Genomic DNA, 18,197 nt, shown 5'->3' with positions numbered 1-18,197 from the left:
CTCTTATATTATAACTTACCTATTGAGATTACCTCTAAGCTTGGTTACTCCTATCTCAGAAAGACAAGTTGATACTTTTGAATGGATTTGAACAGAAGCATTACTTAAATAACTTTGAGGTTCTAAACTCATTTGCTGTTTTTTTCCATCATCAACTTCTAATGTACCATCTCTGTTGTGTAATATCTGCTCTATTGATTGATTTAGCAGACCCTTATTAAATTGAGCTATAAACTTTTCAAATTTCTTCGGACTTAATTTACCAGCTTCTTCACCAGGACACGCTTTCTCTACATACGATTTTAAAATCCCTGAAATTTCATTAAATTTACCACTCATGACTTTTCTAGTAATCTCTTTCTGCATTCCCATATAATCAATATTTAACCGGTGCATTGATATGCCACTTTTTAATGCAGCTTGCTCTACTACTTTCTCAAATCCCTTTGTAATACTGAGTGCATAGCCCTTTGCTTCTAGTGGAGATATAGACTGATCTACTGTAGAAATATACTTTTGACCTGTAACCCTTCTAATCAATAAGTCAAATAACATTATTGAACCATTTACATCCATTTTTGCATCTACTTGTGATATTGGACTTGAAGTGCTTGATGTTTCCTCAGGTAATGTAGGTTTAGAATTTAATAATCCACCTACAGAGCTTTTTACCCAACTAAACAAATTATTTATCCATGAAGATGGTCTTGTGCCACTGCTTGCTGTTATCTCAGGTTGATCACTTGAATCTATAGCAAGAGGCTGACGTGATAGGTGACCATGATGACGATCGTGATCTCCATGGTGATGACGGCGTTTACGTTGTACAGATTTTTCTCCTTTTTTATTGAGTCTTTTTTCTAAGTATTTTACAATATTAGTGCGTTCTACAGCTCTAGCAATGCCTAGTGGTGTTGTACCGTCCTTGTCCCTAGCATCAACGCTAGCTCTATTATTTACAAGGTATTCTACTACATCTAAGTAACCAGCCCTAGAAGCCCAGTGCAATGGTGTCCAGCCATCATCATTTTTAATGTTAACACCAACTCTTCTGCTATCTACCAGGGATTTCACTATATCGAACTGACCACTCCAAGCAGCACAGTGGAGAGGAGTATTACCATTATTATCTCTAGTCTCTAAATTGGCTCCCCTATCTATCAGGCATTGTACTACACCTAAGTAACCATTACAAGAAGCCCAGTACAGAGAAGTTCTACCATTTCTATCCTTAGCTTCTAAACTAGCACCTTGACTAACTAAATTTTTAACTTCATGACAATCATTATCTTTCACTGCAGCCGACAATTTTTTATCTAATTGTACTTGTTTTAAGTACTGCACAATGTTGTCATACCCTTTCCAAGAGGCAAGATCAGATGGCGTTTTATTATCCTTGTCCTTGACATCAAGATTAGCTCCCCCTTCTGTGATAGCTTGTACTATGTCCAAGTAACCATCTCTAGCAGCCCAATGCAGAGGAGCCCGACCAATATTATCCTTATCATCAATGTTAGCACCTTCCTTTATAAGATAATCTATTCCAGATCGGAAATTCTTCAGTACAGCAAGGTGTAGAGAAGTATATCCATCATCATTCTTAGTATTAATATTGGCACCTCGACTTACAAGAACTTCAGCTTTACTAATATTACAATCTTGTACTGCAGTTAACAACTGTTTATCTAGATCTAATTGCGTTTGCTTTAAAAACTCTACTACACTTGTTTCATTCCCTTGAACAGCTAAGTCTAAAGGTGTTTTACCATCCTTATTTTTAACATCAATATCAGCGCCTTTACTTATAAGATACCTTACGATATCTAAAGAATAAATAGACTGTGAAGCATAATGTAAAGGGGTTTTACCATCTTTATCTTTAGCATTAACGTTAGCACCTCGATTTACAAGGCCTTGAACTTCATTAAAATCACTATCTTTTACTGCAGCCAGTAATTGCTCATTTAATTGAGCTTGTTTTAAGTATTTTACGATGCTATCATGCTTTCGGTCGATGGCGATATCTAGCGGTGTCTTACCATCCTTATCTTTAGCTTTGATATCTGCTCCCTTACTTGCAAGATACCCCACTACATCCAGACGTCCGCCACCAGAAGCCATGTGCAATGCTGTCTGCCCATCACTATCTTTTAGATTAACATCAACTTCCCCTTCATCTATAAAATACTTTACCACATCTAGCTTACCATTGTAAGCAGCATAGTGCAGGGGAACTCTACCGCCATTATCTTTAATTTCTAAGCTATTTTTTGCATCTGCTACAAAATATTTTACTATATCCAGATTACCACCATAAGCAGCAGAATGCATAACAGTCATCCCATTACTATACTTAGCATTCAAGCTAGCCCCTTGACTTACAAGATCTCTAACTTCATCAAAATTACCATATTGTGCTGCAATAAGTAATTCTTGATCTAGCTGCACTTGTTTTAAATACCCTACAACATCTTCATGTTTTTGATCAGTAGCAGCATCCAGCGATGTCTCACCACCTTTGTCCTGAGCATTAATGTCAGCTCCCTTTTCTACAAGGTACTTCACTACACCTAAGTGACCATTCCAAGAAGCACAGTATAGTGGCGTTCTACCATACCTATCGGTATCATCAACGTTCATTCCCTTACTGAGAAAAAACTCTATGATGTTTGTATTATTACTTTCAGCAGCAACATGTATAGGTTTTCTACCAAATATATTCTCAGCATTAATATCAGCTCCCTTCTCTATTAATAATCTAGCATTGTCTAATTGACCTTTCCATGCAGCTAAATGTAGCAGTGTCCAACCATTTTCATCTGTTGAATTAACATCAACACTTTCTTCAAAATGATTATTCACAGAAATATTGCAAATAGGAGGCTCTACTAGGCTTTGATTAAAACTAAAAGCCCCACCAGTATTGTCTACAGCGCTTGTATCTTCAACCTTACTTCTACCTTTTCTTATACTAGATCCACAATCTTCTATTTTCCATACACCTTGCGTAACTTTGCCCCCTGGAATCCAAGTAAATACGCTTCTCTTATCTTTGTCATATTTAGCATAATCAGCAGCATACAAATACTCATTATGCTCAACATTCCTTATATTACATTCATTACCGTTAGGCTCAATCTTCCATACACCTTGCGTAACTCGTCCTCCTGGAATCCAAGTAAATACCATTCGTCTATCATTATCATAATTAAAATAGTTACTAGCAGCATATAAATGTTCGTTAAACTCAACATTTACTATACCAAAGTTGTCACCATAACGCTGGATCTTCCATACACCTTGTTTATCATTTTTCCCAGGAATCCAAGTAAACGCTCTCCTCCTTTCTGTGTCATAATTAAAACAATCAACAGCAGCATATAAATATTCATTTTGATAAATGTTTTTAATACATACTTTTGACGCAAATACTATATTCTTTACTGACTCTGGCAATCTGCCTTTTAGTTTCTCAAGGTTAGATCTTTTTTCTAAAGGAACATTAGGATAATTCTCCATTTCCATTGCTTCTTTAATGTAATAAGCTAACTTAAATATTACATTATCATTTAGATCACCACTCTTTTGCATTGCATCAAACACAGCTATGTAACCTGAAATAAGCTGATCAATATGACCATGATTTCGTACAAAACTTAATATTTTTTTTGTATCTACTTTCCCATACACATCATTTATAACTCCTTTAATTATATCATCAAACAACTTTCCATCTGATCTATAAATTTCATTAGCAAGTCTATTAACCGAACCATAACGATCATGTAACACACCATCCTTTAGCTTCTCTTGTGCTACACTTTTTATTGAATATCTTAACTCTTCTATAAAAGACTTTGCCCACTTTTTTACATTAGATGAAGTATCTGCTTGATTAATAATTTCCTTCTTTACACTTTCAACTATCCCCATCATCTTATATGGGTCGTTACTTTTAGCTTCAATACTAGCATTCTTATCAAGAAAAAATTTGACCATATCTAGATCACCACTACAAGCGGCTACATGCAGAGGTGTTCTACCATCATTACCTTTAGCCCCAATATCAGCACCTTTATCAACAAGAAACTTAGCTATATTCAACTTACCTTCCTGAGCAGCTAAGAGCAGAGGGTAGGTGTCCTTATTTTCAACACTAAAATCCTTTCTATCAAAAAGAACTTTTACTACATCTAACCTACCTCCTTGAATAGCCATACATAAAGGCGTTAATTCATTCTTACTTGCAGTATTCACACTTTCAATTTTTCTAATTAAACCTTTAGCTTCATTGATATTGTTTCGCACTATAGCATCAAACATTTTCTCCTTTAATAAAGTTACTTTCTCCTTATTAAAGTCCTCTAGAACATCTTCCGAATTACAAGCAGAAACTATGCATTTCAAATTAGAAATCATCGTATCATTAAAAGCGAACACCATTTCTCTTGCTGGTTGATAGGTATTCCAATTTTCTACTTTTGCTAAGGTATTATTTTTATGTGATAACACTAAACTATCATCAGTAATCTCGGTATCAAAATCCAATATAGACTTATCTCTAAAATCAACCAAACCAATATCATTTTTATCGATAGGTTGATTATGATAAATTTGTAATCCTTGTTCCTCTGGTTGATAGTATCTGAAAAAGCTAGGATTGATCTCTAGATGCTCAAGCCTTAAGTTTGTACTATCGATTTTATAAAGCTCATTGTTTATTCGTAATACAATTTGTTGATTCTCTGGATTTTTAAAATAATCAACTAACCCAATGGATAAAGACCATTTAGTACCTTTACTATCAAGTATTGTAATATCTTGTATCTCTAAACTATCCTCTGTAAGGTCAGAGATTGATTTGCCATAACATTCATTTATATAATCCCTTTTACCTTGTTCTATGCTTATACTATCAACACCTGTTACACTTAACTCAGCAAAATCAATGATACTATAAGGTATAGGTACTGCTTTATTTTTTATTTTTAAATTGAGCCTTATTGGCGACGATGAAATTTTGCTATTTAATGTATCTGGTAGTTTGATAATATACTGGTGTTGCCCTTTCTCTCCTTCTATTGTAATATCCTGATAGTAATTACATAGCATCACGTAGTCATCATAACCATAGTTCCGTCCATTATTAAGGTATTTCTGATAACTACTTGTAACGTCAGAGCTACTATAGCTAAAATCAACTATGACTTGACCTGAGTACATGCCAGAAATTATCACTTTTTCACTAGGTACTCCCATGTGGTTTTTAATAACTTCTACTTGAGATACTGGTATGTCAAAATTATTGTTATTGACAATATCTTTTGCAATTTGGTAAGTATCAAGTAATCCTTGGTCTAGTATACTTGCTTGTATAAATGCTTTTAACTTTTTTGCACTATTTTGTACTACCTCTCTACTAATATCACCTCCTGAACTTTTCAGCTCTTGATATCTAATATCTTCTATTGTATCAGACAAAGACTTATCTTGTATTGCAACAGACTCTGTTATTCCATTGCTATCTACTTGAATTACTAGATTTTTAAAATCATTGATTTTAGTACTTGAAACAATACTTTGTGTATTATTAGCTAAAAGATCTAAGCTATAGCCGACCTTTTCTATATCTTCACTTATTCTCCACTGTGTGATATTAGCAACTTGAACCTTTATTATGTCAATATTTCCTTTTATTTTTCCTTTATCTCCTAAATCATTTACTATCCTCGCATTATCACTATCTTCATTAACAACAAATATTGTTTGCTTTAATCCCCTGTGATGCACATTTTCTTTGTTAACTACTCTAACTTCATAATCTTTGTCTGTGCAGTTAAATGAATTCTGCCAGACTTCTGCATTTTTTACATTAATCAATCTTGTTTTACAGTGAGTAGTAATATTTTGCTTGCTGTCAGAATTAGACACATAGTTATATGCGTTAACCAATCTTATGTTATTACTATTACCATAACGTATAGTTCTACCATGCAAATTTGCAACGACATTATTAGCTTTAACATTCATTACTAGAGTATTTTCTTTTCCTGGTCCACCTTCAAGAGTACCAGACGTATAGTCATTAATAATAAAAATAGTTTCATTATTTTTTGAGCCAACATAACGTATATTACTACCCTCTGGAATATGCATTACTGCTGGATAATTTGCTGCTGCTGTTAATGTTTTAGGTCCTGAAATATATAATACTGATCCTCTAGGAAATGTTTGCTTTTTTGTATTACTATGCTCTTTTCTTGTTGGATTAGTAAAGATAAAAGGTCCGCCTGAGAGAGTAAAGCTCTCTTGACAATTTCTATAAATTTTGCCACTGTTACATGGAGCGAACGCATCGTCACCTTTGTGCTTTGTATTGATTGTTTTGCTGCATTGAGATTTTTGTATCGGATTTGTTAATGGTGCATCTACAATTCTTAAGCCAAGATTTTCATACTCGTATTTTGTTAGATGAGGGATATGTTTTGCATCCGTATTAACAACATAAACTTTCTTTTCTTCAATCTCTTGATAGCATTGAGGACTATTCTTTATACCACAGATAAACCTTTCCCAACCTTCACTCATAACCAAAGTATAAGGTGTCATAGTCAATATCTTAGAGATATCAATAGAAGACAAATCTCTTTTTACACTAGAGGCTATATTGATCTTGTCAAAAGAGATATCTTTATATTTTTTTTCTAAATCACATGTCCACTTCATCTGCGTCGCACACTCAGGACCATACGGTGATGGCATAATACATATAGCCTGTGCACCCATATTTTTAATCACCTCACTATATTTCTCTTCAATGGAGATTACGTATTGTACAACCGCATCTATGTCATAACTGTCATTTAACAGTTTAATAGCTGCTTCTTTTACGTAAGTTAAATAACCTTTTATTCTAATTGTGTCTTCATATTCTTTTTCTACATCTCTTCCTGTAAAAAACTTGATTACCCCTGCAAAAAATACTTCCGCTTGTTCACCACCAGGTAATAGAGGTACTTGTTCTGCTATTGCTTTTGTATACTCTATTCTCTCATGAATTTCTACACCAATTGTTATTAATACATCAGCAACCATAGTAACTACTGCTACCCTACCTAAAACTTTACCTGCAGCAGATAACCCTCTTAAAATCTTAGTAGTAGCACTTACACTTTTTACTGTAAAACTAACCCCTGCACTTATAGGCCTTATGCTCATACTTGCTAGTTTTACACCACTACTTGTTGTCCAATAATAATTTAGTGGATGATGATTACCTTGAGCTATTTCGTTTATACTGTATCCAAATTGATAAGCAATGGTTGCAAATGTAATACTTTGAACTACAGGATTACTAATAATCTTAACAAATGTTTGACGTACGTCCTGTGGTATTTTACTAATCAATTTTCCTACTTTGCTATTAGGAGAAATACTTACACTCGTCCTAACATCATCCATAGCATCTAGTATACCATTGATACCAAATACTTGCTTTAAACCATCGTTATTATGTCGTCCAAGTGTTGCTGTATCACTTATACTATCAAGCAAGTCATATATAGCCATCATGGAAAAAAACTTTCCACCTTTTGCTCCTTTTATTTTCGCTGAATCAAATTTATCACGATCAAACGCAATTCCTTTTTCTTGAAGGCTGCTCTCTACATTACTAATATAACCTGCAAAAACTTTTTCACCAAGATCATCAAAGTGACTTTTAAACCTGTCGAAAGTATCTTCCCTCACTCCTTTTGCTAATAAGTTTTGTTTAATTTCCTCTACAATATTATTGTAATCTTGATTAGTTTGAACATCACCTATATCTTCAATGTATTTTTTATTCTCTAACAACTGTTTATCATTTGATAGTTGATGTAATTTATCAAAGATTACTTCTTTTCCATCTTGAAATATACTATCTAGCTTTATTCTATAATCATCAATTTTTAAATAATATTCGCTACTTTGATCTTTAATTTCTTCTATTATAGCATACTCTTTATCGCTACTTACTTTTAACTTTATCTCAAGATTTTCCTTATCCAGTATATAATTTTCTATACTCTTAATATTTGTAGCGTTATCTATTATTAATTCTTTATCATTACCGTCATTGTCTTTGAATTTTACACTCATTTTACCACCATCAATCCTCACTTGAGGAGAATCTATAGTTATAATTTTTGTGTCATAAGCTTCAATACCAAACAACTCTTTAATAAATCTTTCTTTTTCTTCCTTTGTAATCTCTTCTTCATCACGTGAATCTATACAGGCCATACCTGTACTGCGCTGTTTCCTTCCTTTAGAACATTGCTGCTGACTAAAACTAAAGATAGAGCTATGAACTACTTTAACAGAATCAAACTCATCTTTGCTCATTAAGATAAGAGAATCTGCATTATTCGCACCTTTATCAAACACAACACCCATAAAGGCCACTTCCTTTCCATCTGTAAGTGTTTTATAAGTTACACCTTTTACATACTCTGTATTTATCTGATCATTTGCCTCCTTTACCAATGCATCAGCTGTCTTACCCTCCCTTGGTCCTTTAAGTTCTAACCCTACTGGATCGTATTCTTTAGCACTGCTAGCTTGATTTGCAAACTTAATACCATGTACGACCATATCAATACGTTTTCCCCTTCCAGTTTGAAACTCTGTTAATACTAATGCTCTGTTTTCTTGTGATTCTCCTAACTTTATATCACTGTAGTGGCTAAATGCTCCATGAAATACAGCTTGAGTATGTGCTTCCCTTTCTATTAAAACTTTAAAAGGTAACATTGCCTCACCTAATTTTCCAAATAACTCCTTATACTTGCCTATTGATTGAGATCGATCTTGTGAAGAAACAAGCTGAGACTCTAGTACTGCATCAAATATTTCCTTTAACTCAGCAGGATAAGGAATGTTTTTCCATTCTCCATTAAAAGATTCCTTTCCCCCTTTATACTCATTCAAGGAATTATATCTATTAACCTTCTCTACATCGAAAAAATCTGATTTTCTTTCCTCTTGTAAACTTATACATACCTCTGTTATTTTACTGACTGTTGGTAGGTTAATGGGTATTTTCTTCTCACTAAACTCTCCTTTTCCTCCCTCTCTAATATGAAAAATAAACACCTCTTTATCCTGTCCTTGATTTCCTTTAGTCAGCATAAATGTTGTCACAGGCCTTTCAGTTGATTGTGGACCCGATCTTGTAGAAGCGGCAAGTGGGTACTCATTATATAAAAATACAGATTTCTCTAAATCAATATCTACAAACTTATCAGCGAGAAGAAGTTGCCCTAACATGAATCTACTAAAGTAATTACCTCCTTTCTCTGGTGTACCAGGAAATGTATGATAAATACGTTCTAGTGGCTGCTTTATTTTTTCTTTAACATTAGTGATCGTATCTTGTCTTCCATCCCAGTCTGAAGCTTCCTTCAAGAGTGCTTGCATTGTAGGTGGAGCAATTTCTCTGTCTTCACGAGGTGATATATGCATTGAAAACTTTTCACTTTCAGTTGAGTCCAAATTTAACCCTACACAAAGCACATTATCTGAAATGGTCAAAACACGCATTGTATTTGGCTGAAACCCTTTTGCATAATCCTTTGCTTGCTCTAATGCATTACCTGGCGTTGTACCAGCAGCCGTTCCTGCTTTTAATTCAATAATAATTGGAACAGCATTCAATGATCTTTCCTTACCACGAGGCACTAGAACAATATCAGCGTAACCTCTTCCTGCAAATTGCTCTAAGTAAACTCTAAGGTTATATCTATAGCGGAAATTTACTAAAGCTCCTGCTATAAATCCATGATGTGCTGCTTCTCTTGCTTGATTAGCGTAAACAAGTGAACCCTTGTATTTTGAGTGAACTTTACTGATTCTATCAATGACTTTCTTGGAAGATTCTTCAACTTTACTTGCATCAGAATTAGTTAAATCAGCTATATAATCTTCAGGCTTGCTTTTTGTACTATCATTTTGATCTTTCCATATTTCCTCTTCTTTTTTAATTTCGTAAAAATTATGACTAATAGCAGAGTCAAGTATTTCTTTATCTTGTGTTTCAACAAAAATATTTTCTTCATTTTTGTTGATTTGCACTAACTTAGATTTAACCCTACCTTTAATTCTATCTTTAATACCTCGTACCGTACCGATCTTTTGTTGAGTATCAGGATGCAAATTTCCTTTTAATATATATTCCAGTTCACCAGAAGTAAATTGATGACCAGAATTACCATCTTCTGAAATAGAAAATAGTTCTATACCTTTAATAGCATCTGCATCACTTTTAATTTGACTATTTTTAACAACAACTACCTTTAATGTTTTTGCAGTGTTAAAACGAAAATAAACTTTTTTAATACCTAATTTTTCTGCAATTTGTGTATCCGGCAAGATAGAAAAGCTCCCCAAGAAAAAATGAGGGAAAAACCCTTCTTTGCTTACTGAATGTAAATATGATGGAATTTGGTCAATATATGATTGAAACCTTGCCTCAAAAGACTCAAATTTGCCCCTTTGCGCAATACTTGTACTAGCCCCCTTACCAGAATATACCTCTTGAATAAGTAGCTGTATTAACTCAAAATCCTGTACTCCTCCATCTTGTGTTTCTCCTTGCTTTCTTTTAGGCATATAACCCTCCTTTTAGACATATAATATTTTAATGATCACCTAACCCCACATAAGATTGTTTACTAATCTCTACCTCAGCTAAATCACCACTTGGGTCAGGTATTTTTCTTGGATTAAGTTCTTCATCAGCAGACTTACCATAGGCTAAAAATTTATTTAATGAATTATCACCTCTTTGCTCTAAAAGAGAACGTATATAATTTGCTTTTCTAGAAGACATAAATTCCTTGATTTGACTAGAATTAGCTTTATCTAATATTATCCATAATGATTCCATACAGCCTTTTTCAACCAAGGGTACTAACAAGCTTCCTTGAAAGGTAGAATTGTTCATCATCTCCTCATTTAATGCTGAGGTACGATGACTACCAAGCCCATCTTTCATCAACATATGCATCAAAAGCTTCACACCTACATTTAAATACTGCCCAGAACAACTTCCAATTTTTATATTTCTTAACCAGGTACAATAATAACGACCCACCACCACATCACTTGGCTTTAAGCAGTCGAATAACTTTTGAAATTGATCAAAGTTAGACATTTCTAACATTCTACCTAAAGATCCATAATAACCATTTTTCTCCAAATCTCTCTTCAAAAACTCTGAATATCTATCAGGACTTATCTGACTGAAACAAAACTCGAATACATCAGGATAGCCACTATCACCTGCTGCATGCACTGCAATTCTCATGAAAACTTCGTCTTTTTCCTGAGCACTTAACTCACTCTCAAGTAATGACTTAACCTTATTCCAAAAGAATTCTACTGCTTCTACACGTTTTCTCCTCGAACTTATTGCTGCACGGTGTAAACCAAAGACATAAGGATGCTGACCTTTTAGATCTAACTCTGAAATGTATCCACTAATGAAATGTGACCAAAATTGCATCATTGCGTCTGTACACCAACTTCCACTCATTCTTTTAGCTAACTTCTTTAATGCATTTGAATCACCATCCTTTGCTTTATGCTTCTGTTTAAAATGTTCAAATAGAGAGATTATATCCTCTTCTAAACAACACCAACATGCGATTTGGTAAAGATAAAAGTCCTCTAGCGGATTATTTGTACCTTTCCAACTCTTTGGCTCAATCATCTTTTTAGCTACTACCCTTCTATTGAGTTTGATACCATGTATTGTATCGGTTTTTTCCCAACATTCTTCATCTGACAATATGTCAAGGAAAAAAGGAAGGTTTCCGGTATTAATAGTCTCTAAGTACCCACGCCCCCAATTTTTTATTTGAAGTTGTTTAGATTCTTTATAAGGATCGTCATCCTTAATAATAGAGAAAGCTAAGTTGGTTAGGTCATCCAAGTCCATAATTCTTACCTCACAAATAAAACCATATTAAGATACAGAGCTATAATAATTTATAAATTCCATATCAACTCTGACATCGTACTCCACCCTTAAAACTTGTCAATTACTATTTTAGAAAAATTTTCTAACCTAAAGTGGTTTTCAGTAAAAGGCTCTTAATAAGCTTATATAAGGTCTTTTATTAGTTATACACATTTTGGAATTTAGTTTAAATTTTTTAAAACTATAGGTTCAACGTATATCAGTAAATAGAGTAGACGAGAATTAAAGTAATCTATATGATAATAGAAAGGTTTTCTTATTTCACAATAGTTTTGCAGGTGTATAGTGTTTCTTTATTTAGAATTTTTATTTTCGCTCTTTTTTTTCATTTGCCACTTCTTGCAAAAGAAAAGCTGGATGTGTTTTACGATCAAGAAAGTGATTTGCAGCTACCACTACCTGGTAACAGGATTATAGATGATGATAATACTGCCCTGATAGCTCATTACGAAAATGACTCTCTCATAAAAGACTCAAGAAAAGTTGTCTCATTCGAAATTGATAAGTCTGATATCTACCACTATCGCATAAGAGGAGATATGCTAATTAGCAAGGGTGATGTTTCAGAAGAAACATGTTATAGTAGTTATCCAACATGTATGAATTATGAACATCATGTTAATAGTGCAGGAAAAGTGTTACCAGATAAAATATTGATAGATGGATATTACTTTATATATCTTTATGCAGGTGAAGGTGCAGCAGGTACTGCTTATGATACATATATGTACAGAGGTATGATTGATGGCAAGTGCGTTTTCTTTGACATTCATTCACGTATGGGAAGTCCTTATAAATATTTAGACACTACTGATGATGTATCTTCAGTAGAAAATGTATATCGCTCTTTTAATAATGATATTGAGACTGTAAATAATATTATAAGAAATGTAAAATTCAACATTAATAAATAAGTCTACTAAAAAGTAAAAAATGGATTAATCTCTATAAAAGATTTTGCTACTTGTTGGTTAAATTAAAGGGCCAACAATATTGTAGAAAATTTTAGACTTGAAATAGTTTTCGATAGAACCCCTTTAACAGGCTCAATATAAGATCTTTTGTCTACTTCTAAATTCTTTTCCGCAAGTAAATTATTATTAATTTAGCAAAATATATTATTAAGATCTCAAGTAAGATAGCCATTTCTACCACTCAAACCCAAGAGCGGTGAGAGCTTTTTGTTTTGAGATGGGATGGTCTACCGCTTGATTCGTACGAACTTTTTTATATATCGATTTTGCTATACGCTAAAACTAGCCACATTAGCCCATCTCATCCATATTTACATACGAACTGTTTTGCCTAAGCTTATGGAAATAATTTAAATCTTCTATTTTTATAACCCTATTTTTACGCGGCTTGTTCTCACAAATATACGATCTTTTTTGTGATTTTCAGAAAAGTAAAGAAGTCAATAAATGAATTTTTTGTGATGCTAAATGAGATAACCTTTTGAAAATATTCAACCAATAAAAAAGCTTGTATCTCCTACCTAGTGCTCCCCCTTGCATACTTGAAAAAACTACTCAAAAAACTTATACACCAGCCCCACTGCCTTTCCCAATTCCTGCACTTGCACCTTGGCTTACATTTACATCACTAAGCGAAGTACCTTGATTTGAGAAACCTCTTACTCCTACCTCAATTATCTCAGCACTTACTCTTCCTTCTTTTATTATTTGCTCTCTATTGATTTTTATTTCCTCTATTATTGTATCTATTACCTGGTCTGGAGATCCTCTTGTACAACTTATAGCTGCTTTTATAATTTTGTCTTCACCTTCCTCACCTATTGCACCTTGTAGTTCTTCATCAAGTCCTGCTAATTTTCTAGCGCAAACCTTAACTGCTTTTTTCTCTAAGTTCTTTTGTTCCAATTCTTGTTCCAACTGTCTTACCCTTCGAGCCGCTTGTTCTGCCCTCTGAACCGCTTGTTCTCTACTTTGTTCTGATGCTCTAGTTCTAACTTCTATTTCTTCTATGCGCCTCCTTATATCATTTGATTCTTCTATTGCTTTTTTTGTTCTTTTCTTTTCTTTTTCAAAAAAGGTTTCTTTTTTCTCAAACTTTTTTTCAAGCAACTCTGTTAACTGATTTAGCGCAAAAACTGATATACTTCCTATTTCTCTCCTTTTTGGATTGCCACCGTTGTAATACTGACCTACCACCTCTTGTAACCCTTTGCCATTTTCCTTATTATAATAATAATTTACCATAAGGTTTGCAAATTTGAATAATTCCTGACACGAGAGCTTTTTTATATACTCCTTACTTATTTCAGTAAATTCAGTTTCATCTGCTCCTAACACAAATTTCTGTTGCTCAAAAAAATCACTATTATCCCAACGGAAACAATTTTCTATATTCTCACACAATTTTATTATCAATTTGTAGTATGAATTTATCAAATCAGAATACTCCAATATTGGCTCTACAAATACTTCATCAGGTTGTACTTTATCTTTTTTGTGACTCTTTAATATTTTATATTGTGTTTCACCTTCTTTTAATAACTTACCCACTTCCAATTTTATTATCTCCAACTCTTTACAATTTTTACATTCCTTACTTAACGATTTTAGATTTTCTATCCAAATCTCTTCATAGAATTTTTGATACTCTTCATTACGTTGTTCAAATTTCTTTCTTATCTCTTTTGTTGAGTCAAGAATGTTTCTTGCTTCTCTTATAGACATTTCCTCATCAAGTATCTTTTTCACAAAACCTAAGTTATTTTTTAATGGCTTTATATAGTGTTCTCTTACTTCTTCCAAATATTGATTCCTTGATTCCATTAACCTTCCTTCTTCCCAATACGCTATATAATGTAACTTATTACATGCAGCTATATTGATTATCTTAAATAAATCTTGACCGCTATTAATTAGATTGACTGAAATTTCTCCAAATAATCTATATATGTAACCATACCCTTGCTTTTCTTTCATTACATAATCATGTACATTATTTAGTGCTTTCAGTACTGCATTAATTCTCTGTTGAACACTATTTGCATTTTGTATGCCTACTTGTACATCTGGGTGATACTTTAACGACAGTCTCTTAACATCATTAATTCTATCCTTAGCATATCTATTATGTTCTTCTTTACTCTTTTTACCCGCTTCTACATCTTTCAGGCTTATATCAAGATTCATCAGTAACCATTTTAATTCAAATGACTCCAGTGCTTCGTTTAAAGTGGTATTAGAATCATTATCAATGTTATTACTTAAAATAACTGCCCTAATCAGACTACTAAACTTATCTGCTATTGCTAGCGTTCCTACTTCTGCAGTATGTCTACCAGCAAGATAAGAAGAACCTGCAGCTATAATTCCTGCTACACATATTGTTACTCCTGCACCTAATGCCGTAGCTCCTGCTCCTAACATTTTTTTTCCCATATCTTTTCCAGCATCTAGCATGTATCCCTCCTTTGTTAGCTGTTGATAATTATAAATATATCCATATTGAACAATATGCCATTGATGTACTATCACATTTGTAAATACACTAAGCACTAATCTCTGCAAAAAAGAGTAGCTATCGTAATTTATCGCTCTTTCACACTGTTCTTTAGTTAGCTCAACATCTTTGATTTTTTTGCTCCATGGCCACCACCAATAAACTCTCATTTCACCAAATGCTTCAAGTAACATCAGGTATTCATTTTCTGATACCTCACCATTTTTATTCTTTTGTAGTAGCACCTTAGAATCAAAACCCTTTTGTTTGCACAGATACTCAAATAAACTAGGACCAAACTCCCATAAAAGTACCCGATATTTCCTATGCTCAGAAAATCGCCTAATTATATTGTTTTGCCACACAGATAAACTAACACTACCAAATGTATATTCAGGAAAAATTGGTTCCATTAATTTCTTCCAATTCCTGCACTTGCACCTTGGCTTACATTTACATCACTAAGCGAAGTACCTTGATTTGAGAAACCTCTTACTCCTACCTCAATTATCTCAGCACTTACTCTTCCTTCTTTTATTATTTGCTCTCTATTGATTTTTATTTCCTCTATTATTGTATCTATTACCTGGTCTGGAGATCCTCTTGTACAACTTATAGCTGCTTTTATAATTTTGTCTTCACCTTCCTCACCTATTGCACCTTGTAGTTCTTCATCAAGTCCTGCTAATTTTCTAGCGCAAACCTTAACTGCTTTTTTCTCTAAGTTCTTTTGTTCCAATTCTTGTTCCAACTGTCTTACCCTTCGAGCCGCTTGTTCTGCCCTCTGAACCGCTTGTTCTCTACTTTGTTCTGACGCTCTGTTGCTAGCTTCTGACTCTGCTAGTCTTACACTCTCTTCACGTCTCTCTGCTTTTTCTACCTCTTCAAACTTGTTTTTTGACCATTCACCTACATCTGTACGATAATCAGGTCCTGTTAATATTTTCTCCCATGCTGGACTCCAGGTTATTGTACGAGAAACATATCTACAAAACTGAGCAACATACATTGATTTGGGCAGATCATTATAATCATATAAAATCGTAAGAAAGTTTTTGTATAATCTCTTAAGGTATGGATTGTTAGATTTTCTTACTTCCTCTTCTATCTCATTTATATAATCCACTATTACTCTATCACATCCTGTTCTTATTGCTAAGTAACCAACCTCAATACACTCATAAAGTTTAGCATATGCCTCTTCACGATCTTTTTCAGATAGCTCAGCTTTACCTACAAAGAATTCTACAATTGAACCGAAAAATGAAGTATTACGAGTATTAATATTTTCTATGCAACTTTTCAATAGACTCATAAACTCTCTTTCACCCTGACCACCTATCTCATTTAGCAATGGCATCTTCTCCCCACTTTTTACAAAAGAACCGTCCTCAGAAGGAGTTTCTGATACTAGTTTAAGTAAATCTACTTCTTCCTTTCCTACAATCGAAAAATCAAATAGCAATTTGTGGACCTTTCTCATTACTGTAAAAATCGATTTATCTATTAGAGCTTTATATTCTCCCCCCAATTTTTGCAATCTCTCCTTTACTGTAATTGATTGATTTGTTCTTGGATCTATAATACAACTTGCTAATAAAGATGCACCGTTGACTATCAACACACTTATGATATGCATACTAGGTTGATCTTTATCAGCAGCATACTCCATATACTCTTTCAAAAGTTCATGACGATTATTTTTCTTGACCTCTCCCTTTATTCTTTCTTTTATTATTCCAATCTTTTGCTCCTTATCTCCTTCTATGTTGTTGAATTCTTGATATAAAGGATGGCATCCTTCTTCAATTGCAGCATTGAGTACGTTATCAATTAGTTTATCATAAACTTCCTCAATAAATTCACCATTACGTATTCCTTTCACTACTTCTTTACTAATACTGGTTAATATCGACCTTAATTTATCATCACCATCCCTTAAACCATCAAGCTTTTTTATTAGTGATTCATTACCTTCATATAAAAGACGAATTGCCTGACCATTTCTAATTCTCAACTGATACTCTTGAGTAATCTTTGTATACATATCACCATATACTTTATTATAATGATCGGATACATCTAACTTTAATACTGGCTGCAAAGCAAGATTGCTCTTAAACGTTTCTGTAATTTCCCTTAAACACTTATTTCCTTCTGTATAATCATCGCCATCATAAGAATAAACAAATCTTCCTGCTGGATCAAACATGTCTTGCACGTTGAATACTTGATATTTATTTTCTACAGTTTCATGCCTAAAAGGCTTATATCTTTGCAGTATTTCCCGCTCCACATTTTCTAATTCTTTATTTACTTTTTCTACATCATAATTACTTGCTCTTACGTCTAAAAGTTCATCAGGTTGTGCAACGTTACTTCTGTTAGGTAACCTGCCATGTATAAGACGGCCGAAGTTTTTGTCTAAAACTTGCTTTTGTGCAGCAATTATATTAATGGGCAATTGATATTTTAAAGTTTGAGTTATCCCAATAACTTTATAAGAAAGTATGGAGTGAGTAAGCCAATCTTCCCATAATTGACAATATTTAGTGCTCAATAATATCTGCAGTAACTTAGGATCATTTCTATCTATCGCTTCTTTTACCTGTTCACTAAATTGCTTGTCAAAAAAATTAGGCATACTACCTCTCTAGCTATACAACAAGCATACCTTAACTATCATTAAACCACAAATCAACAA

At 33.5% G+C, this 18,197-nt stretch carries 5 protein-coding genes; 1 reads left to right on the top strand and 4 read right to left on the bottom strand.

Translation table 11 applies throughout. The annotated features are described in order from the left end of the window. Nucleotides 1–15 precede the first annotated feature (15 nt). Nucleotides 16–10,650, bottom strand: coding sequence for an ankyrin repeat domain-containing protein (locus OPS21_RS03125; protein ID WP_265027714.1), 10,635 nt, complete (start codon nt 10,648–10,650; stop codon nt 16–18). Nucleotides 10,651–10,678: 28 nt separating this feature from the next. Continuing rightward, nucleotides 10,679–11,980 carry a hypothetical protein gene (locus OPS21_RS03120; protein ID WP_264336996.1) on the bottom strand — a complete coding sequence of 434 codons (1,302 nt, stop codon included), beginning with the start codon at nt 11,978–11,980 and terminating at the stop codon, nt 10,679–10,681. A gap of 278 nt (nt 11,981–12,258) precedes the next feature. Between OPS21_RS03120 and OPS21_RS03115 the strand changes: the two genes are divergently transcribed. Further along, the gene (locus tag OPS21_RS03115) at nt 12,259–12,936 is read left to right on the top strand and encodes a hypothetical protein (protein ID WP_265027713.1); all 678 of its coding nucleotides are present in this window, start codon (nt 12,259–12,261) and stop codon (nt 12,934–12,936) included. Nucleotides 12,937–13,560: 624 nt separating this feature from the next. Here OPS21_RS03115 and OPS21_RS03110 read toward each other — a convergent pair. Continuing rightward, a complete protein-coding gene (locus OPS21_RS03110) occupies nt 13,561–15,906 on the bottom strand; it encodes a hypothetical protein (RefSeq protein WP_265027712.1) in 2,346 nt (781 codons plus the stop codon). Continuing rightward, a complete protein-coding gene (locus OPS21_RS03105) occupies nt 15,906–18,137 on the bottom strand; it encodes a hypothetical protein (RefSeq protein WP_265027711.1) in 2,232 nt (743 codons plus the stop codon). The genes OPS21_RS03110 and OPS21_RS03105 overlap by 1 nt, the downstream gene beginning before the upstream one ends. Nucleotides 18,138–18,197: the final 60 nt, after the last annotated feature.

Source organism: Wolbachia endosymbiont (group B) of Chorthippus parallelus (genome assembly GCF_947251815.1).
Classification (GTDB): Bacteria; Pseudomonadota; Alphaproteobacteria; order Rickettsiales; family Anaplasmataceae; genus Wolbachia.
The sequence above is the reverse complement of the archived record's forward strand: the minus strand, read 5'-3'. Positions and strand labels throughout refer to the sequence as shown.